Source organism: Kordiimonas lipolytica, from assembly GCF_001550065.1.
The window spans coordinates 41,161-61,533 of record NZ_LRUB01000012.1 but is presented as its reverse complement, the minus strand read 5'-3'; the positions used below and the strand labels follow the sequence as shown (position 1 = coordinate 61,533).

At 56.4% G+C, this 20,373-nt stretch carries 20 protein-coding genes; 11 read left to right on the top strand and 9 right to left on the bottom strand.

Features of this window, described 5'->3' with window-relative positions:
• Window positions 1-182 precede the first annotated feature (182 nt).
• Both KORM41_RS06405 and zapE read left to right on the top strand, forming a co-directional pair.
• Window positions 183-1,721, top strand: a complete 1,539-nt coding sequence (locus tag KORM41_RS06405) for a hypothetical protein (RefSeq protein WP_156431922.1) — start codon at window positions 183-185, stop codon at window positions 1,719-1,721.
• A gap of 146 nt (window positions 1,722-1,867) precedes the next feature.
• Window positions 1,868-3,064 (top strand): cell division protein ZapE, encoded by a 1,197-nt coding sequence (zapE, locus tag KORM41_RS06400; protein WP_197421000.1) that lies wholly within the window; start codon window positions 1,868-1,870, stop codon window positions 3,062-3,064.
• 18 nt (window positions 3,065-3,082) lie between these two features.
• Here zapE and KORM41_RS06395 read toward each other — a convergent pair whose 3' ends face one another.
• Window positions 3,083-3,796, bottom strand: coding sequence for a 2OG-Fe(II) oxygenase (locus KORM41_RS06395; protein WP_068146291.1), 714 nt, complete (start codon window positions 3,794-3,796; stop codon window positions 3,083-3,085).
• 370 nt (window positions 3,797-4,166) lie between these two features.
• On the opposite strand from KORM41_RS06395, the gene mdh reads away from it, so the two are divergent.
• The 8 genes from mdh to KORM41_RS06355 all read left to right on the top strand — a co-directional run bounded on the left by mdh (window position 4,167) and on the right by KORM41_RS06355 (window position 14,444).
• Window positions 4,167-5,132, top strand: a complete 966-nt coding sequence (mdh, locus tag KORM41_RS06390; RefSeq protein WP_068146288.1) for a malate dehydrogenase — start codon at window positions 4,167-4,169, stop codon at window positions 5,130-5,132.
• A 38-nt stretch (window positions 5,133-5,170) separates the two neighbouring features.
• Window positions 5,171-6,340: an ADP-forming succinate--CoA ligase subunit beta gene (gene sucC, locus KORM41_RS06385; RefSeq protein WP_068146286.1), complete on the top strand. Its 1,170-nt coding sequence runs from the start codon at window positions 5,171-5,173 to the stop codon at window positions 6,338-6,340.
• The gene (sucD, locus tag KORM41_RS06380; RefSeq protein WP_068146282.1) at window positions 6,340-7,215 is read left to right on the top strand and encodes a succinate--CoA ligase subunit alpha; all 876 of its coding nucleotides are present in this window, start codon (window positions 6,340-6,342) and stop codon (window positions 7,213-7,215) included. Before sucC ends, sucD begins: the two co-directional genes overlap by 1 nt.
• Before the next feature lie 47 nt (window positions 7,216-7,262).
• Window positions 7,263-10,169 carry a 2-oxoglutarate dehydrogenase E1 component gene (locus KORM41_RS06375; protein WP_068146279.1) on the top strand — a complete coding sequence of 969 codons (2,907 nt, stop codon included), beginning with the start codon at window positions 7,263-7,265 and terminating at the stop codon, window positions 10,167-10,169.
• Window positions 10,170-10,190: 21 nt separating this feature from the next.
• Complete coding sequence (gene odhB, locus KORM41_RS06370) at window positions 10,191-11,453, top strand: 2-oxoglutarate dehydrogenase complex dihydrolipoyllysine-residue succinyltransferase (protein ID WP_068146275.1); 1,263 nt, start codon at window positions 10,191-10,193, stop codon at window positions 11,451-11,453.
• A 74-nt stretch (window positions 11,454-11,527) separates the two neighbouring features.
• Complete coding sequence (gene lpdA / locus KORM41_RS06365; RefSeq protein WP_068146272.1) at window positions 11,528-12,934, top strand: dihydrolipoyl dehydrogenase; 1,407 nt, start codon at window positions 11,528-11,530, stop codon at window positions 12,932-12,934.
• A gap of 212 nt (window positions 12,935-13,146) precedes the next feature.
• Window positions 13,147-13,659, top strand: coding sequence for a response regulator (locus KORM41_RS06360; RefSeq protein ID WP_068146268.1), 513 nt, complete (start codon window positions 13,147-13,149; stop codon window positions 13,657-13,659).
• Between the two features lie 227 nt (window positions 13,660-13,886).
• Entirely contained in the window at window positions 13,887-14,444 is a 558-nt protein-coding gene (locus tag KORM41_RS06355) for a response regulator (RefSeq protein ID WP_068146265.1), read from the top strand.
• Here the strand turns inward: KORM41_RS06355 and KORM41_RS06350 are convergent.
• From KORM41_RS06350 to KORM41_RS06325, 6 genes are all read right to left on the bottom strand, one after another.
• Window positions 14,441-14,914 (bottom strand): DUF1203 domain-containing protein, encoded by a 474-nt coding sequence (locus tag KORM41_RS06350; RefSeq protein ID WP_068146262.1) that lies wholly within the window; start codon window positions 14,912-14,914, stop codon window positions 14,441-14,443. The genes KORM41_RS06355 and KORM41_RS06350 overlap by 4 nt on opposite strands.
• 86 nt (window positions 14,915-15,000) lie before the next feature.
• Window positions 15,001-15,498 (bottom strand): methylated-DNA--[protein]-cysteine S-methyltransferase, encoded by a 498-nt coding sequence (locus tag KORM41_RS06345; protein WP_068146260.1) that lies wholly within the window; start codon window positions 15,496-15,498, stop codon window positions 15,001-15,003.
• Entirely contained in the window at window positions 15,473-16,054 is a 582-nt protein-coding gene (locus KORM41_RS06340; protein ID WP_068146255.1) for a bifunctional transcriptional activator/DNA repair enzyme AdaA, read from the bottom strand. The genes KORM41_RS06345 and KORM41_RS06340 overlap by 26 nt, the downstream gene beginning before the upstream one ends.
• Before the next feature lie 65 nt (window positions 16,055-16,119).
• Window positions 16,120-16,425 (bottom strand): hypothetical protein, encoded by a 306-nt coding sequence (locus tag KORM41_RS06335; RefSeq protein ID WP_068146252.1) that lies wholly within the window; start codon window positions 16,423-16,425, stop codon window positions 16,120-16,122.
• A gap of 36 nt (window positions 16,426-16,461) precedes the next feature.
• Window positions 16,462-17,406, bottom strand: coding sequence for a tyrosine recombinase XerC (locus tag KORM41_RS06330; RefSeq protein ID WP_068146247.1), 945 nt, complete (start codon window positions 17,404-17,406; stop codon window positions 16,462-16,464).
• Window positions 17,406-18,071, bottom strand: coding sequence for a COQ9 family protein (locus tag KORM41_RS06325; protein ID WP_068146245.1), 666 nt, complete (start codon window positions 18,069-18,071; stop codon window positions 17,406-17,408). The genes KORM41_RS06330 and KORM41_RS06325 overlap by 1 nt, the downstream gene beginning before the upstream one ends.
• Window positions 18,072-18,354: 283 nt before the next feature.
• On the opposite strand from KORM41_RS06325, the gene rpsU reads away from it, so the two are divergent.
• The gene (gene rpsU / locus KORM41_RS06320; RefSeq protein ID WP_068146241.1) at window positions 18,355-18,573 is read left to right on the top strand and encodes a 30S ribosomal protein S21; all 219 of its coding nucleotides are present in this window, start codon (window positions 18,355-18,357) and stop codon (window positions 18,571-18,573) included.
• Between the two features lie 51 nt (window positions 18,574-18,624).
• Here rpsU and KORM41_RS06315 read toward each other — a convergent pair whose 3' ends face one another.
• Window positions 18,625-19,890, bottom strand: a complete 1,266-nt coding sequence (locus tag KORM41_RS06315) for a cation:proton antiporter (RefSeq protein WP_082719799.1) — start codon at window positions 19,888-19,890, stop codon at window positions 18,625-18,627.
• Between the two features lie 88 nt (window positions 19,891-19,978).
• Complete coding sequence (locus KORM41_RS06310; RefSeq protein ID WP_068146238.1) at window positions 19,979-20,263, bottom strand: hypothetical protein; 285 nt, start codon at window positions 20,261-20,263, stop codon at window positions 19,979-19,981.
• Window positions 20,264-20,373 lie beyond the last annotated feature (110 nt).

The window sequence follows — 20,373 nt, the reverse complement described above, 5'->3', positions numbered from 1 at the left end:
ATAGGTGACAAAATACAATTCGCCTAAATTTATTATAAAAAATAAGGGTTTAATTTACAGGGGCGATGGAATAGGTACAACTTGCCTTTACTAGGCACGAGTTCGAGTATTCCCCAAAAAAAGCGAAAATAAATGCGCTTTCAAGACTTGGTCTGATGGCGCATCCTAAAAGGCAAGAATTGATGAAATTTACGAATGATAGGAAGCCCCTAAGCTCCTCTGCCGGTATAGCCCGTCGCATGTTCGCGGCTGGCCTGATGGCAACAACCGCCATGACGGCGACGGTATCGGTTCAAGCAACCGATGATGACAAGTTGGGCCAGATCCTGGCGCGCCTTGAGCGCCTGGAGCAGGAAAACGCAGCGCTGAAGCGTGAAGTGAATGCGCTGAAACAGGGCGGTGACGCTGCTGGCACGCAGGAAGTCGTGGTGGCCGACGCAAGTGAAAGAAAGTCTGCGTCCAAAGACGCCGGCGACATCCTTGACGTTGATGTGGTCAGCATCAACAGCAATCTGTCCTACAAGATGCTGGACCCAACAACCAACATCAACCGCAAGCAGGAGCTGCTTCTGGAAGCCCGCCGCTCTGGTGAGCTGGCTGACAACACGGTTACGCTTGGCGGCGCGGTAACGGCTATTGCTGATTATTGGCACAGCAACACCGAGAACAAATTCGGTTATCTGATGCGCCATCCAACACCAAACAACCAGCAGCAAAAAGACGTGAGCGAAGCTGTGATTCACAGCGCCCAGCTGAGCGTGACCGCCACACTCGGTGACTGGATCACCACCTACGCCGAAATGCTCTATGACCCAGAGCAAAGCTTCGGTGCCGGTACCATCACTGCCCTTGGCCGCAACCAGGTTCAGCTCCGCAAGGGGTATGTGATTGTCGGTAACCTTGAGAAGTCACCTGTTTATCTGACGCTCGGTAAAATGGCGACACCATTTGGCCTGACAGACACGGTGAACCCATTCACGGCTTCAACTGTGTGGCACGCGTTCGGCGGTCTCGCCTATGGTGCCAAGGTTACTTACGCTGACAATGGCCTGAACATGTCGTTCGAAGCAGTTCAGGGTGGCGCGCAGTTCCGCAGTGCGAATGTGCATAACAATGGCACAACTGTCCCAAGCAAGCTGAACAACTATGTGATTGATGCCAACTATACGCATGAATTCGGCACGGACGGTTTCGCCATGGTTGGTGGCTCCTACCAGCGCGGCACGGCTTACTGCCAGCCATTCCCTGTGGTGCATTTCACCGCCTGTAACGAGGTCAATCCAGCCTGGGCTGCCTATGGCCAGTTCAAGTCAGGTCCGTTCCTTGTGATGGGTGAATTTGCCAAAACCACGAAGGAATGGCCGGGCACCTTCAACCCAACCCCGCCACTGGACGTCTTTGCAGCAAGCAAGGTCACGAGCTTCGGCATCGGCGGCAAATATTCCTTTGCCATGAACGACAAGCCGACCGATCTGTCGCTGGAGTTCAGCAGCTTTATCTCTGGCCCGGAGGGTTCACCATGGAGGCGTCAGGACCAGTGGGTTCTTGGTCTGGCACATTTCCTGAGCCCAAGCATCAAGGGCTTTGCCGAACTGGTGCGCACCAACGGTTATGCGCCGCTTAACTTCATCAGCGGTGGCAACCAGGCACCGGGTACGACCCATAGTGATATCGATGCCAACAGCACTGGTATCATCATTGGTGTGAACGCCGCCTTCTAAGGCCGCGACCAAAAGACTGAAAAGGGGCCTGCCGATCCGTCGATGGGCCTTTTTTCTTGGCGGTGGGCCATGGTGGGATTTTGGCTTGAGGATTTTCCCTGCCGTGCTAGGGAAGAAGAAACACCATCCATTGGCTGGAGACACTTGTGGCCACAACCGAGACACCGCTGGAAGCCTATCGCCGCCTGGAGCGCGAGGGCGAGGTGCGCGCAGACGATGACCAGCTCAGGGTGCTGAAGCATTTCGAGCGGCTGTATCATGACCTTCTGGACTATCCGGAAGTGGCGGGGAAGGCCCGCAGCCTGTCGATCAAAAGCTGGCGACTTTCAACCCTGTTCAAATGGGGCAACAATGAAAAGGGCGTGCCGAAGGGGCTATATGTCTATGGCGGCGTGGGGCGCGGCAAGTCCATGCTGATGGACCTGTTTTACGAGCTGGCGCCGGTGAAGGCCAAGAAACGCGTGCACTTCCATGAATTCATGCTGGATATCCACGCGCGGCTGAAGGAATGGCGCGGTCTGTCGGCGAAGGAACGCGCGGCACGCGGTGGCCGCGCAACCGCCGATGACCCGATCCCGCCGGTGGCCCGGCAGATCGCCATGGAAGCCACGCTTCTGTGTTTTGACGAAATGCAGGTCACGGACATTGCTGACGCCATGGTGCTGGGGCGGCTTTATAAGGAGCTTTTGGAGCGCGGCGTGGTGATTGTGGCCACATCCAACCGCGTGCCGGATGACCTTTATAAGGGCGGCCTCAACAGGCAGCTGTTCCTGCCGTTCATTGAGATGATCAAAAACCAGTTCGATGTGGTGCCGCTGGATGGCCCGACCGACTACCGCTATGACCGGCTGAAGGGGGTGGCTACCTATTATACGCCGATCAATGACGAGACGACGGACCTGCTGTCGGAAGCCTTTTTCCGCCTGACCGACCGTGATGTCGAGAACCGTGACAAGGTACCGTCGGATGAGCTGACCGTTCAGGGCCGCAAGCTTTTCGTGCCCAAAGCCGCGCGCGGCGTGGCGGTGTTTTCCTTCAAGCGGCTGTGCGCCAACCCGCTTGGTTCAGCGGACTATCTGGCGATCGCGCGCGCCTACCATACGGTGATTATGGTGGCGATCCCGCAGATGGGCCCTGAAAACCGCAACGAAGCCAAGCGGTTCGTCACCTTCATCGACGCACTTTACGAGCACGGCGTGAAATTCCTGTGCTCCGCCGCCGTGCCGCCCGCGGACCTTTATGAAGCCGGGGACGGGCACTTTGAATTCGAGCGCACGGTCTCGCGCCTGATGGAAATGCAGTCAGAAGACTATTTGCATCGCGGCCACGGAAAAGTGGAATAGTAATAAAGTCTGCGCCTTCTACCGCTTCACCCACCCGAGGAAGCTGGTGCGGCGGTCGCCCGCAAACGGCGATACGACTGTTACCGCATGGGGCTGTGGCACCAGGAAGATATTCAGGCTGTTGAAGGTGGGTTTGAAGCCGCCAGTGATGTTTTCGTCCTCGTCATAGAACACCAGGTTGCCGCCCCAGTCGGCCTTCCAATCCTTGGTCATGGAAATCACATAGGCCGCGACCCTGTCGTCAGTGGCGTGGGTGTCGTCATGACGGGTCAGGAAGTTGCCCGCCACATACTGGCTGGCGAAGCTGTCGATATAACGCACTTTGGGCTCGCCCGTCAGCGTGCGCATGAACTCAAGAACTGGCTCAGAATTGACAAAGTCATGCATGAAATGCAGGGGATGGCCAGTTTCGCGGCCCTGTTGCACCGCTTCCGAAATATAATATTGCTGAAAGAAATACTGGAACCCCTCGCGTGCGCCTTTCTGTATCACGCGCCAGAATTGTTGCTGTTGTGCCGGGCTCAGGCCGGCGACCTCGGCCTGCGGCACTTCATAAAAGTTTTCGCCTTCATTATAGGCGGTAAACCAGGTGGGGTTCGCGCGCAGCAGGCCATAGAGCTTTTCCGCCACGTCGGCTGGGAAGAAGTTGGGCACCTGCAGGCGGCCTTCCTTTTGAAGGATTTCACCGAGAGCTGCCGGGTCGTGGCGCGCGTCGATTCTCACATCAACCATGGTCTTTATGTTCCAGTTTTGAATTCATCCCCACCCCTCCCATAGCGGGAGAAATTTCTATTGGCAATATGGTGCGCTCATTCGTCACAAACAGAGACTCGGGCGGCGGATATGCGCAAGAATATTAAAGATGTGTAAAAATAGGGTAGTAGCTATGACCAGAACGCATGGCTGCTCTATGAAAAAGGAACACCAACAGGACCAAAAACCCAATAATGTAACGATTCATAAAGATATAGTGTGGAAGGTATACCGTAAATGGCTTGTCTGAGCAGGGTAAACGCGCTAGTTACCTCCCAGAATATTCTTTGTTTTTCAGTAAGCGGTTACTCTTTAAGTGGCCCCCAAAAAAATTGGCTGGAGCATTCTCATGGCACGTAAAAAAATTGCATTGATCGGCAGCGGCCAGATCGGTGGTACCCTTGCACACCTCGCAGCGCTCAAGGAAATGGGCGATGTGGTTCTTTTCGATATCGCAGAAGGCCTGCCGCAGGGTAAAGCCCTCGACCTCGCCCAAAGCGCACCGGTTGAAGGTTATAATGCCTCCCTTAAGGGCGCGAACGATTATGCAGATATCGCAGGCGCAGATGTCGTTATTGTGACAGCCGGCGTCCCGCGTAAGCCTGGCATGAGCCGAGATGACCTTCTCGGCATCAACCTCAAGGTTATGAAATCAGTTGGTGAAGGCATCGGCAAATATGCGCCAGATGCCTTTGTTATTTGTATCACCAACCCGCTGGACGCCATGGTTTGGGCGCTGCAGAAATTCTCTGGTCTGCCAACCAACATGGTTTGCGGCATGGCTGGCGTGCTTGACAGCAGCCGTTTCCGCACCTTCCTGGCGGAAGAATTCAATGTTTCCGTACAAGACGTAACAGCGTTTGTGCTGGGCGGCCACGGTGACACCATGGTGCCGCTGACGCGTTATTCCGCAGTTGCCGGTATTCCGGTTCCGGACCTGATCAAAATGGGTTGGTCCACTCAGGAGAAAATCGACCAGATCGTTCAGCGCACCCGTGACGGCGGCGCGGAGATCGTTGGTCTTCTGAAAACCGGTTCTGCTTTCTACGCGCCTGCGACAAGCGCGATCGAGATGGCGGAAAGCTACCTAAAAGACAAGCGCCGCCTGCTGCCGGTTGCTGCATACCTGTCTGGCGAATATGGTCTTGACGGCATGTATGTTGGCGTACCGGTGCTGATCGGCGAGAATGGCGTGGAAAAAGTAGTGGAGATCGAACTGCAGGGCGAAGAGAAGTCCGGCTTCGATCATTCCGTAGATGCAGTGAAGGGTCTGATGGAAGCTTGCATCAATATCGACCCATCGCTCGGCTCATAAGCTGAAACTCTAGAAGCCCCCAAGGAGCTCTTGGACAGATGAATATCCATGAATATCAGGCGAAAGGCCTGCTGAAAAAATACGGCGCTCCCGTCCTTGAAGGCGGTGTAGCCTATACGGCGGCGGAAGCTGTCGACGCAGCGAAGAAGCTTGGCGGCCCGGTTTGGGTTGTGAAAGCGCAAATTCACGCTGGTGGCCGCGGTAAAGCGGGCGGCGTGAAGGTTGTCAAATCGCTCGACGATGTTGAAGCCGTTGCAAAAGACCTGATCGGCAAAACGCTCGTGACGCACCAGACCGGCCCAGAGGGCAAAGAGGTGAAGCGCGTTTATGTTGAAGACGGTTGCGCCATCAAAAGCGAATTCTACCTGTCCATGCTCCTTGACCGGGCTTCCGGCAAGCTTGCCATCATGGCATCGACCGAAGGCGGCATGGATATTGAGGAAGTGGCCGAAAGCACGCCAGAGAAGATCGTGACCATCACGATTGATCCGGCAACCGGCCTGCAGCCTTTCCACTGCCGCAAGGTGGCCTTTGGCCTGAACCTTGAAGGCGCAGCTGCGAAAGAATGCATGAAGGTTGTAAGCTCGCTTTACGCTGCCTATACCGACCTCGACGCATCGCTTCTCGAGGTGAACCCACTGGTTCTGACCGAAGACGACAAGATGATCGTCCTCGACGCCAAGATGTCCTTCGACGGTAACGCCCTGTTCCGCCACGCGGACGTGCGCGAACTTCGGGACGAATCGGAAGAAGATCCAAAAGAGATCGAAGCCTCCAAATACGACCTCAACTACATCAGCCTCGATGGTTCCATCGGCTGCATGGTGAACGGTGCTGGCCTTGCAATGGCCACCATGGACATCATCAAGCTGAAGGGCGGCGAGCCTGCCAACTTCCTGGACGTTGGTGGTGGCGCGACCAAAGAGCGTGTAACCGAAGCCTTCAAGATCATCCTGTCTGACGACAATGTGGAAGGCATCTTGGTCAACATCTTCGGCGGCATCATGCGCTGTGATGTGATCGCGGAAGGTGTTGTGGCGGCAGCCCGCGAAGTGGCGCTCAGCGTTCCGCTTGTGGTCCGTCTGGAAGGCACCAACGTAGAACTTGGCAAGCAGATCATGGCTGATAGTGGCCTGCCGATTATTTCTGCCGACGATTTGAATGACGCAGCCGAGAAGATTGTAAAAGCTGTGAAGGAGGCCGCGTAATGTCTGTACTCGTAGGTAAAGACACTAAAGTAATCTGTCAGGGCTTCACTGGTGCCCAGGGCACGTTCCACTCCGAGCAGGCTATTGCATACGGCACCAACATGGTTGGCGGTGTAACGCCGGGCAAAGGTGGCATGAAGCACCTGGACCTGCCAGTGTTCAACACAGTTGGTGATGCACGTGAAGCAACAGATGCCAACGCTTCTGTAATTTACGTGCCGCCTCCATTCGCGGCCGATTCGATCCTTGAAGCCATCGACGCTGAAATCGAACTGGTTATCTGTATCACTGAGGGTATTCCGGTTCTGGATATGGTTCGCGTCAAGCGCGCGCTCCGTAATTCCAAAACCCGCCTCGTTGGCCCGAACTGCCCAGGCGTGATCACGCCGGGCCAGTGCAAGATCGGCATTATGCCTGGTCACATTCACAAGCCAGGTAACGTGGGCATCGTATCCCGCTCTGGTACGCTGACGTATGAAGCGGTTGCGCAAACAACGGCTGCAGGCCTTGGCCAGTCCACCTGTATCGGTATTGGTGGTGACCCGGTTAACGGCACCAACTTCATCGATTGCCTGGACATGTTCCTGGGTGACGAAGACACGCACTCGATCATCATGATCGGTGAAATCGGTGGGTCGGCTGAAGAAGAAGCGGCTGAGTTCCTGAAGCAAAGCAAGGTGAAGAAGCCTGTTGCAGGCTTTATCGCTGGCCGTACGGCGCCTCCGGGTCGCACGATGGGCCACGCTGGCGCTATCGTTTCCGGTGGTCAGGGCGGTGCTGAAGACAAGATCGAAGCCATGAAGTCGGCTGGTATCGTTGTTTCCGACAGCCCGGCTGCGCTTGGTACAACGCTTCTGAAAGCAATCAACGGTTAACCGTTAAAGAAGGGGGCGCGGCCTCAAAGTGCCGCGCCAAATTGCCCATGGGTGCAGATATGGATCGCATCGCCGCCTTGGAAGGTGTCAGCCCACAGTTCGTGGAATCTCTCTACGAGCAATATACGGCTGACCCATCTTCCGTTGACGAAGGCTGGCAACAATATTTCGACGCATTGGAAGCCGGTGTCGGCAAATCCGGCCCAAGCTGGGCGCGGGCCGACTGGCCGCTTCGCCCTGACGACGACCTGACGACAGGCCTTGATGGCTCCGACATGTTCATCGAGGACGCCAGCAAGCCGGCGCCTGCAGGTGCCAAGCTTAGCCAGGAAGACATCCGGGCCGCGACGATTGACAGTATCCGCGCGCTGATGATGGTGCGCACCTACCGGGTGCGCGGCCATCTGATGGCCAATCTGGACCCGCTCGGGCTCGAAGAGCGGAAAGTTCACCCTGAACTGCAGCCGGAAACCTATGGTTTCGGCCCTTCCGACATGGACCGGCCGATCTTCATGGACGGCGTTCTGGGGCTGAACACTGCAACGGTGCGTGAAATCCTTGAAATCCTGAAGCGGACTTACTGTTCGAACCTGGGTGTCGAGTTCATGCATATCAACGACCCAGAAGAGAAGGCCTGGATCCAGCGCCAGATTGAGGGTCGTGACAAGGAAATCCAGTTCACCGACCGCGGCAAGATCGCGATCCTGAACAAGCTTATCGAAGCGGTTCAGTTCGAACGCTTCCTGGGCAAGAAATATACCGGTACCAAGCGCTTCGGCCTTGATGGTGGTGAGGCCATGGTGCCCGCCCTTGAAGCCGTGATGAAAACCGGTGGCCAGTTTGGTCTTGATGAAATCGTGATCGGCATGCCGCACCGCGGCCGCCTGAACGTGCTTGCGAACGTGATGGCGAAGCCTTACCGCGCCATTTTCAACGAATTCCATGGCGGGTCCTTCAAGCCTGATGACGTGCAGGGTTCCGGTGACGTGAAATATCACCTGGGCACCAGCGCCGACCGTGAATTCGACGGCAACAAGGTTCACCTGTCGCTGAACGCGAACCCATCGCACCTTGAAGCTGTGAACCCTGTTGTGATTGGTAAAACCCGTGCCAAGCAGGAGCAGAAGAAAGATACCAAGCGTGAGACCACGCTGTCGCTGCTGCTGCATGGTGACGCGGCCTTTGCAGGCCAAGGTATCGTGGCGGAATGCTTCGGCATGTCCGGCCTTCGCGGCTACAACACGGGCGGCACAGTCCACTTCATTGTGAACAACCAGATCGGTTTTACCACCAGCCCGCAGTTTGCGCGCTCGAGCCCATATCCATCGGACGTGGCCAAGATGGTGCAGGCCCCGATCTTCCACGTGAATGGTGACGACCCCGAAGCGGTAACCTACGCCGCCAAGATCGCAACCGAATTCCGCCAGACTTTCAAGCGCGACGTGGTGATCGACATGATCTGCTACCGCCGCTTTGGTCACAACGAATCGGATGAACCGGCCTTTACGCAGCCTCTGATGTATGCGGCGATCAAAAACCACCCAAGTGTGGTGAAGATTTATGCTGACCGTCTTGTTGCTGAGGGCGTGATCACGGCTGAGAAATTCGAGCAGATGGAAAATGAATTCATCAGCTATCTTGAGGATGAATTCGAAGCTGCCAAGGAATACCGCGTTAACAAGGCCGACTGGTTCGAAGGTAAATGGGAAGGCCTTGGCCTTGCCGACAAGGACCATGAGAAACGCCGTGCTGAAACCGGTGTGTCTGAGATCATGCTGCGCGAAGTGGGCGAGCAGATCACCAGCTATCCTGAGAAGTTCAACATTCACCGCACCCTCAAGCGAGTGCTTGATGCCAAGCACAAGATGTTTGAAGACGGTCAGGGCTTTGACTGGGCGACGGCAGAGGCGCTGGCGTTCGGCACGCTCCTGCGCGAAGGCTACGGTGTGCGCCTTTCCGGCCAGGACTGCGGTCGCGGCACCTTCAGCCAGCGTCATGCTGTGTTCGTGGACCAGAAAACCGAAGACCGTTACATCCCGCTTCAGGATATCAACCCGGACGCCAACTTCACCGTGCTGGACAGTCACCTGTCCGAGTTCGGCGTGATGGGCTTCGAATATGGATATTCGATGGCAGAGCCAAACAGCCTGACCCTTTGGGAAGGCCAGTTCGGTGACTTTGCGAACGGCGCCCAGATCATTATCGACCAGTTTATCTGTTCGGCGGAAGCCAAGTGGCTTCGGATGTCCGGCCTCGTGCTTCTGCTGCCGCACGGCTATGAAGGCCAGGGGCCTGAGCACTCTTCCGCACGGCTGGAGCGTTATCTGCAGCTGTCTGCTGAAGACAACTGGCAAGTTGCCAACTGTACGACGCCGGCGAACTACTTCCACATTCTGCGCCGTCAGATGCACCGTCCGTTCCGCAAGCCTTTGGTGATGATGACGCCGAAGTCGCTTCTGCGGCACAAACGCTGTGTGTCAAAGTTGGAAGACTTTGGCCCAGGGTCACAGTTCCACCGTGTTCTGTGGGATGATGCGCAAGATGCGAACAGCGGTTCAATCAAGCTGAAGTCGGACGACAAGATCAAGCGGGTCGTGCTGTGTTCGGGCAAGGTTTACTATGACCTGCTGGACGAGCGTGACAAGCGCGAGCAGGACGACACCTACCTGATGCGCGTCGAGCAGCTGTATCCATTCCCGGCCAAGGCAATCGCCAAGGAAATGAAACGCTTCAAGAATGTCGAAAGCATCGTCTGGTGTCAGGAAGAGCCCCGCAATATGGGTAGCTGGTCCTATATCCACGAGCTTCTCGAGGAATTGTTCACTGAAATCAAACTGCCCGTGACGCGCCCGGTTTATGCCGGTCGCACGGCGAGCGCTGCAACCGCAACTGGCCTTGCATCCAAGCATGCGGCCGAGCAGGAAGCGCTCATCGATCAGGCACTCACGGTTTAATCAGGGTAGGAGCCCCGAAACATGGCAATCGAAGATATTGTTATCCCACAAATGGGTGAATCGGTCGCGGAAGGCACGATCGGTACCTGGCTGAAGAAAGTCGGCGACGCTGTCGCGGCGGATGAGCCAATTGTGGAAGTTGAAACCGACAAGGTGGCGATGGAAGTGCCTAGCCCTGTGGCTGGCGTGCTGGTTGAAATCGTGGCCGAAGAAGGCCAGGACGTGGAAATCGGCGCCCTGATCGCGAAAGTGGACACGGAAGGCAAGGCAACAGGCGGTTCGGCAGAGAGCAAGCCTGCCGCGAAAGCTGAAGCCGCTCCGGCCCCGGCTGAGAAGAAGGCGGAAGCTGCTCCGGCACCTGCCCCGGCCGCAGCGCCAGCATCCAGCGCCCCGGCGAAGGATCTGATGCCGATGTCGCCAGCTGTGCGCCGCATCGTGCAGGACTATAACCTGGACCCATCCTCGATCGAGGGCACGGGCAAGGACGGCCGCCTGACGAAGGGCGATGTGATGAGCGCGATCGAAGCCGGTACGGCTCGCACGCTTGACGTTCAGCCTGCTTCTGCGGCTGCGGCGCCTGCTGGTCCCCGGGAAGAACGCGTGAAGATGACGCGTCTTCGGAAGAAGATCGCCGAGCGTCTCAAGGACGCCCAGAATACCGCTGCGATGCTGACCACTTATAACGAAGTGGACATGTCTGCAGTGATGGCGGCACGCAACAAATACAAAGACCTGTTCGCCCGCAAGCACAATATCAAGCTTGGTTTCATGAGCTTCTTTACCAAGGCCTGCTGCCTTGCGCTCAAGGAAATTCCGGCTGTGAACGCACAGATCGACGGCGATGAAATCGTCTATCATAATTTTGCCAATGTGGGCGTGGCTGTAAGCTCGCCGAACGGTCTTGTTGTGCCGGTTCTGAAGGACGCGCAGGACATGTCCTTTGCGGACACCGAGCTGGCGATCGCAAACTTCGGCAAGAAGGCGCGCGACGGCAAGCTCACGATCGACGACATGCAGGGCGGTACCTTCACTATTTCCAACGGTGGTATCTTTGGCTCGCTGATGTCCAGCCCGATCCTGAACGCGCCGCAGTCCGGTATTCTGGGCATGCACAAGATTCAAGAGCGCCCGGTTGTTGAGAACGGCCAAGTGGTGATCCGCCCGATGATGTATCTGGCGCTGTCCTATGACCACCGCATCATTGACGGTCGCGAGGCTGTAACCTTCCTGGTGCGTGTGAAGGAAGCGCTTGAAGATCCAACCCGCCTCCTGCTGGACATGTAGGCCTGACGGGTTTGTGACGAGTTACATGGGTGGGGTGATGGTCCCACCCATCTTTTTGACAAGAGGGACATAAAATGTCTGACGCATTTGACGTTGTAATCATTGGTGCTGGCCCCGGCGGTTATGTTGCCGCGATCCGTGCGGCACAGCTTGGGCTCAAGACAGCTTGCGTGGAAAAGCGCGAAACGCTGGGCGGCACCTGCCTGAATGTGGGCTGCATGCCTTCCAAGGCGCTGCTCCATAGCTCGCACCTGTATCATGAAGCAGGCCACGACTTTGAAGCCTTTGGTCTTTCCGTGAAGGGCCTGGATTTCGACATCAAGAAGGTGATGGAGTCCAAGGACAAAATCGTTGAAGGCCTTACGGGCGGCATTGAGTTCCTGTTCAAGAAGAACAAGGTTGAATGGATCAAGGGTACTGGCCACTTCAAATCCAAGGATACGCTGACGGTTGACCTTAATGACGGCGGCAAGCGCGAAGTTAAGGCAAAGAATTTCGTCATCGCGACGGGTTCTGATGTTGCCAGCCTGCCGGGTATTGAAATCGACGAAGACAAGATTGTGTCCTCCACGGGTGCGCTCAGCCTGCCGAAAGTGCCGAAGCATCTGGTGGTGATCGGCGGCGGTGTGATTGGGCTTGAGCTTGGCTCTGTGTGGAAACGCTTCGGCTCTGACGTAACGGTTGTCGAGTTCATGGATCAGGTGCTGCCGGGCATGGATATGGAAGTTCGCAAGACCTTCGGCCGCAGCTTGAAGAAGCAGGGCATGACCCTGAACCTGTCGTCCAAGGTGACTTCGGTTGAGAAAACCAAGAAGGGCGTTACGGTAACCTTCGAGCCCGTCAAGGGTGGTGATGCCAAAACGATCGAAGCCGATGTGGTGCTGGTTTCCGTTGGCCGCCGGCCATACACCAGCGGCCTGGGCCTTGAGGCCATCGGCGTTGAGATGGATGATCGCTCGCGCATCAAAACAGGCCATGATTTCTCCACCAACGTACCGGGCATCTGGGCGATCGGCGATGTGATCGAAGGCCCGATGCTGGCGCACAAGGCGGAAGACGAAGGCGTTGCCGTTGCTGAAAACATCGCGGGCCTGAACGGCTATGTGAACCATGATGTGATTCCGGGCGTGGTCTATACCTTCCCTGAAGTTGCCGCAGTGGGCAAAACCGAGGAAGAGCTGAAGGAAGCGGGCGTGGCCTACAATGCCGGCAAGTTCCCCTTCACGGCAAACAGCCGCGCGAAAGCCAACCTGCAAACGGAAGGCTTTGTGAAAATCCTGGCTGACAAGGAAACGGACCGGGTGCTGGGCGTGCATATCATTGGCGCTGACGCAGGCAATATGATCGCACAAGCGGCAACCGCGATGGAATTTGGGGCATCAGCTGAGGATATCGCGCTGACGTGCCACGCGCACCCAACGGAGACGGAAGCCATGAAAGAAGCCGCGCTGGCGGTTCATGGGCGCCCGATCCATATGTAAGATATATCGCTTTCAAGCGATGGAAGAGCCCGGCTTTTGCCGGGCTTTTTTGTTGTTACTACATGATTATTATAATTATTAAAATTTTAACCAAAATTTGACGAGGTAGCCTTTTGCGCGCTATTTGATTCACTTCAAACAATTTAAGTAAAATTAAAGTCATCAGGCGTTTTGACTTCAGGCATGATCAACTGAACTTGGGGGTCCAGGTCATGCAGACTAAAAAGATTGATTACAGCAAGCTTAACGCGCTTATCGCCATGTCCAACAGCCAGCTTGGGCGCACGGTGTGGCACTTCCTGCGAGAAGAGGGTATTGGCTCCTGCATGATGGTGACGTCGGCAAGAGATGCTGTCGCCCGCATGCAGAACAATCGCTTCAATCTTTTCTTTGTCGATTACGATCTGCCGGATTTTGGCGGTGTCGATTTCGTGAAATTCCTGCGCCTGTGTGACGGCCAGCTTGCTGAAGCCTTCGCTGTGATGGTTATCCCGTCACCGGACAAGGAAAAGGTGATGGCTGCGCGTGATGGCGGCTGCCATGAGATCCTGGGCCTGCCGCTCACCGCCAAATTGCTGACGACGCGCCTCAATCATATGATCGGGAATCCAAAGCCTTTCATTCGGGCCCAAACCTATATCGGCCCATGCCGCAGGCGTGAGGTGGTCCAGATTTATCATGGGGCGGAACGGCGACAGAGTCGGGGTAGGGCCGAACACGTCTAATGTTGGCCAAATATTCTACGAATGTTGAGTAATCGCCAGAATAAAAGTTAATTTTCTATTCAAAATAACGGAAAGAAAACCTATGCGTTTTCTAGGCCAATATTTTGTTTCATTTTTTTGACTGTTTTAAAATATTTTCCTATGACTTTAGTTGGGGTAGGGCTTTGCCATGGGGAGGCAGGCCCTTTAGGTACGCGCCGGGGGGCGCATGTTGGGGAGAAACTGTCTTGAGGGGTGTTTCCGGTATTGATTACCGGGCCATGAAGGTGCTCGTGGCCCTGTCTAACAAACAATTGGGTGAGACGATCAGGCACTATCTTAAGGATAGTGGGGTTGGTCAGGTGCAGCTTGTGGACAGCCTGAAAGAGGCTTTGCACCGGATGCAGGCTTTCCAGTTTACGCACTTTTTCCTGGATTTCGATTTTGGTGATCACGGCGGGTCGGATTTCGCCAAATTCATCCGCATGTGTGACGGACAGGTATCAGAGGCGCCGATTGTGATGATCATGCCGTCGCCCAGCAAAGACAAGGTCTTTGCCGCACGGGACGCGGGCGTGAATGAAATTCTGGGGTTGCCACTGACGGCCAAGCAGATGGACGCCAGGCTGCAGCATCTTGGGGCACATCCCAAACCGTTCGTGCGGGCCACTACCTATATTGGTCCGTGTCGCCGCCGCGAGGCGATGCAGGTCTATCATGGCAAGGAACGCCGCAAGACCATGCACAAGGCCCACCAGCTGCCTAAAGGTCAAGGCCAGCGAGCCTACGCGCATAAGGTAGCCTAGGCGCGTTCAACGCGGCACTGGTAGCAATTATATTGTGACGTCCGTACGTGCAGATAGGCCACGTTTGGGTCCGTCAGCATCTCCGCGCACTGTGCTTCAAGTTCATCCACAGGGATATGGCGCGCAGCCTGATACTGAATGCGGTTGTTCGACCCGTAGCCGCGCACCAGCACCGTGTTCCAGCGCTGGAACATTTTGGGGAAGCCAGCGTATTCATCATAGCGACCGCAGTCGCGACCATGCAGGAAGATGGGACCCAGCTCGGCATAGGGCTGAAGCTCTTCGAACGGGCGGTAGGCCAGCACCAGCTTTTCGGCACCCGCTTCAATTGTCTCAAGGCAGTGGCGGCATGGGTTGCCAGGGCCGGTGGAGATGTCTCTCTCAGGCATACGTCCGTTGGCGTCTAGCGCTCCGCGCTGATAGGCTCGGGCATCAACGGTTGGCATGGCGATGATTTTCAGCATTGTCATTTTATTTCTCCACTTTGATTTGGGTGAGCACAAGGGTTTGCACCCCGCAGGTGCATTGTTCCGCTTGGCAAGTCTTCAGGATGTCGTCAGAGGGCCAGTAGCGCCCCTTCGTGCTTGAGGAGCCATTCCTTGCGCTCAAGCCCGCCCGCATAGCCGGTGAGCGAGCCGTCCGCGCCAATCACCCTGTGGCAGGGATGGATGAGCGCCACTGGGTTACGCCCGTTGGCCCGGCCGACTGCACGGGGGCTGGAGCCAAGCTCTTTCGCCATGGCGCCGTAACTTGTGGTGTTACCCGCCGGAATATCCCTGAGGGCCTCCCACACGCGCTGCTCATAGGGTGTGCCAAGCGGTTTACTCTTGAGGCGGTTGAGCGCATCGCGGTCGCCGCCGAAATAGGCGTCAAAGGCCTGTGTGATGGCGTTTGGCACTTTCGCTTCCACAGGTGTCTCGCCAGGAAAGTACGTTTCCAGTTGTCGCGTCACGCGGGCTTCGCGGTCGGCAAATTCGCAGATCATGATGGTGTCGCCCTTCAGCACCAGCGTGATGGCACCAAGGGGGCTATTCAGGGTTGCTGTCGTTAGCATTCTTATCTCTCCATTCTGTGGGAGTTACGCCGTATGTACCTTTGAAGGCATCATTGAAGCGCCTCAGGCTGCCAAAGCCTGACGCATAGGCCACATCCGGGATGCTGGCTTCGGGTTCCTTCAGCAGGGTGACCGCAAGGCCCAGCCGGTTTTCCTGTTTCACTTCCATCGGGCTTTTGCCCAGATGCTGATTGAACAGCCGCCTCAGGTGGCGGTCGGTAACACCAAGCCGGTCTGCCAAATCCGCCAGGCTATCGGGGCCTTCGCCCTGCGCCAGCAGCCTCAGCGCGCGGCTGATGGTGGCTTTGGTGCCCTGCCACGCCGGGCTGCCGGGGCGGGCCTCCGGGCGGCAGCGCTTGCAAGGGCGGAAGCCGGCCATGGCGGCAGTTTCGCTGTCGGTAAAATACAGGACATTTTCCGGCTTCGGTTTTGGTGCAGGGCAGATGGGCCTGCAATAGATGCCGGTTGATGTGACGCCGAAAAACAGCTTGCCATCAAACCGGGCATCCCGGTTCAAGAGCACATCGTAAAGAATATGTCGGTCCTGTTCTGTCATGGGGACAGTCTAGCGGAAGCCGGCACCTATGGCTCGCCATTTTCGGACCTGGAGATAAAGTGGGTTTAAAACTCTGCCATCAGGTTGCTGGTGGCAAAGAGGGTCAGGCCCATAAGGATGAATGGCAATAATGCCATCTTCGGGCGCCCGCCCTGGCGCAAGGTGCGGAAGAACTGCAGTGCTGTACGGGCGCTCAGGACGGCAGTGGCTGCGCCGCAGGCGGAAAGGACAAAGACAAGGTTTTCCTTGTCTTCAAGCGCAGGCCAGAAGCGCAAGGCAACAACGACAAGCATGACACCCAGAACCGACATGGAGACATATAGGGCCATCAGTGCCCAGCCGCGAAAACGATCGATATCTTTATCCTGCATAAGTCCTCAGGGTCATTCTTGAAGCAACTGGCCGCATTAGCGGCGGCGGAAGGCCTTATCATACACATCCTTGAGGCGCGCGCTATCCACTTCCGTGTAAACTTGCGTTGCCTTCAGGTCTGCGTGGCCCAGTAGTTCCTGGATTGTGCGCAGGTCACCGCCGCGCGACAGAAGATGGGTGGCGAAGCTGTGCCGAAGCGCATGTGGCGTGGCGCTTTCAGGCAGGCCCAGCGCAATCCGCACCTTCTGCATCGCGGCCTGGATGGTGCGCGGGTTCAGCCGCTTGCCGCGCTTGCCTACAAAAAGCGGCCCGTCGTTTGTGATCGGGAAGGGGCATTCTGCCTTATAGGCGCGAATGGCTTCGCGCACGGCGGGCAAAACGGGCACAATGCGTTCCTTGTTGCGTTTGCCCATCACCCGCATGGTGTCGCCCGTGGGGATATCCGCGCCGTTCAGTGAAAGCGCTTCCGTGATCCTGAGGCCACAGCCATACAGAAGGGTGACCACAGCCATGTTGCGGGCCGCGATCCAGGGTTCGTCCTCGAACTCGCCCACTGTTTCCATCACCGATTTTGCTGCTTCTTCCGTCAGTGGGCGCGGTACCCTGTGCGGCAGTTTAGGGCCCTGTACCGCCTTGATGGCGTCATTTTCAATGCCTTCCGTTCGGGCAAGAAACCGGTAGAAGTTGCGAACGGAGGATAGTGAGCGTGCAACCGACCGGGCAGAAAGGTTATCACCCCTGAGCGACGCCAGGAAGGCGCGGAAGTCCCGTACTTCAAGGCCTGCCAGCGTGCGCAGGCCGACAGTGCCGCCTTTATAATCCACCAGGAAGCTGATGAAGTCGCCAAAGTCGCTGCCGTAGGCCGTCAGCGTATGTTTTGAGACGCGTTTTTCAGAAGTGAGATATTCAAGCCAGCGGTTCACCAGCACGGCGGCCTCGTCCGTCAGGCCAGATAGCTCCGCTGTACTTGAGCCCGCCATCAGGCCCCCGGATAGCGCAGGCGCCCCAGAAAGCTGCTGAGGGTTGGTGCGTTTTCACACGCTTTGCGCATCTGGAATTTGGCTTTTTCAATGGCCATGACATTCTCAATGCGACGATCAAGAAAAGCCCAGGTGTCTGCGCAGTCTTCCGATTCGTCATTGAGCCAGTAAAGCAGCACGGAACTATAGACCGCCGCGAGCGTTGCGCGCTTGGTGTACCAGTTGTGGTCTGTGCTGGTGTCGCCCGCCGCACGCCACATCACGTCGCAGGTGCGCCACAGCGCCTTGGAGGCCAGTGCCATATGCTGCGGCAGCGCGAGGGTCGCGAGCCCGCGTTTGATAACTTCCCGCTCGCTCATATTGAGCTCCAGCCGGGTGCGGACGGCAACAGTGATGCGGTCACGGATTTTCATGGAGGCCAGGTCACGCTCGGCCAGGGCAGCGGCCAGAACACGGTCAGCGTCTTCAAGATGCAGTTCAAGCGCCTCAATGGCGCCGCGCGGGAAGGCAAGCTCCGCCATTTCCCGGCTTACGCCCACATCCTCAGCAGCGTTGGCGAGTGCCTTTTCGGTCCAGCCATCAAACGCTACATGGTCCGTCATCGCTTCCATCAGGGGAAGGCGAAGCTCCTCAGGGGTACGGTCATCTTTTGGTTTCTCAGCCATGGTCTGTCTCGTGCATCACTTCATTTGTGCCTGGGGTTTTCTAACATGGAAAGCCCGGGCAGGCGAGGGACATAGTGCCGCAATTTTGCCTTTGGCGCCCAAGTTTGCTATAGTCCGGTCATGTACTGACCTTTTGACGGGCTCTAAGCCAGCGCCCGCAAAGGCTTCTGTTGTGGAAATAACTTGTGTGGAACCCAGGGTTTTGCTATATCACGCGCGCCCTGCGGTGTGACCCCGATGTCCCACACCGTAAATTATGGCTATAGAAAGGAAGGTGTAACCCATGGAGGTTACCGTTCGGGATAATAATGTGGACCAGGCTCTGCGTGCTCTGAAGAAAAAACTTCAGCGCGAAGGTGTCTACCGCGAAATGAAAATGCGTCGGTTCTACGAAAAGCCATCTGAGAAGAAGGCTCGTGAACAGGCTGCTGCCGTTCGCCGTGCTCGTAAACTTGAGCGCAAGCGCCTTGAGCGTGACGGTCTGGTAATGAAGCACCGCTAAGCTTAGCGGGGTTTTCAGACCCACAAAGATCAAACCTCTTAGAGCCATGCTTTAAGAGGTTTTTCTTTTGCCTCCCCAAACCTTTTCGCCGGTGAAATAAGGCTTCCAGAGCGCAATCGATACCGGCACGGTGATGTTCAGCAGGAAGGCGGTCGCCATCAGGGTGAAGAAGGCTTCTGTTGTCAGGATGCTGTGCTGGATATAGGCGATGTCCATCACCACAAACGCCAGTTCGGCGCGCCCCAGCATGCCAAAGCCGATCATCACGCTTTCCACCCAGCTGAAGCTGCCGGTATAGCGCGCGGCAAGCCCGGCTGAGGCGATCTGGATAACAAAAAGCCCAATGGTCATGGCCAGGATTTCAGGGATCAGCGAAAAGACCATGTCAAAATCGAAAATGATCTGGGTTCCAAGGCTGACGAAAAAGATTGGGCCGATCCAGGAAAAGGCGATATCGTCCACCGTTTCCTTGGTGCGGTCAAACCGGTTGCCGCCGTCTGGGTCCAGCAGGAAATATTCCTCCCTCAGGACAAGGCCTGCCATATAGGCGCCAACAGCGGGATGAAAGCCCAGTTCATGGGCAATGATCCCGACAACCAGCGCCAGCGTAAGCATCACGAGCGTCAGATGTTCCCTGAGGACCACCAGGAGGTGCCTGAGGCCAAAGTGCCTCAGAAGCGGCATGCGCCCAGCAAGGCCCGAAAGCGGATGGGGGAATATCCACGCCCCCAGGATAAGCACCCCGACAAAAAACAGCACCGCTTTCCCCAGCACGATCGCAATTTCATGAAGGTTCGCGGGGGCATCACCCGTGGCGACAGGCACCATGATGGCAACAAGCGCAAGCGAGGCGATGTCATCCAGCACGGCTGACGTCATGATGCCGGTCGCGGCGCGGGATGTGTGAAGGCCTTCGCTCTTGAGCGATACCATCGTCAGCGACACAGCGGTTGCGGTCATGGCCAGGCCGCACATCAGCGATATGTGATAGTCCTGCCAGAAATAGTCGGCGACTGCGTAGGCAACAATAAAGGGCCCGATTGCCCCAAACAGGGCGATACCCCAACTGCGCTTCATGCTGCCAAGGAAGTTATCGGTCTTTTCCTCAAAGCCGATGGCAAACATGATGACAATGATGCCCATCTCGGCGAAGCCGCGAATGAAGGGCGGGATTTCCTTGGGCAGAAAGCCGGTGTTAACCAGCAGCGCACCAACGAACAGGAAAAACAGGACAGGCGTGAGCTTGGTTTTTCTGGCCGCATAAACCGCAAAGAATACGCCGCCCCACATGATCGCAAGATAAACGAGTGGATCCATAAGTGCGCCCCTCCCTGGAGTGATCGCTTATATGGGCACTCTAGCAGAATAGGGGGCGCAGGATATTGACCAAAGGCAAACTGGCGCGTCAGGGTGCGGGCAAATTCAGCAGTGTCCGTGGTTCGTGGATGTCGCGCTGGGTTGTCAGATAGAATTTGTTATATGGGCTGCGGGCAATGCGAAGCTTTTCCCGTTTGTCGCCACTTTTGACATAATAGACAAACCGCCCGCACTGAATGCCGTCAATGGCATCCGCGATCGGGATGGGCAACAGGGTATCGCCGTAGCTGCGCACATAAAGGTGCGTTATTGCTTCGTAAGGATTTGCACCGTCGCGTTTCCCGACGGCATCAACGTCATATTCACTCGCCACGCCAGGCCTCTCATAACTGGGATGTTGGTTGCAGGTGCCTGATGGTACTCAGAACAAGCCTGATACCGCTCACTATAGCTGCCAGACCTTGATGCCCGGTTACGAACTGC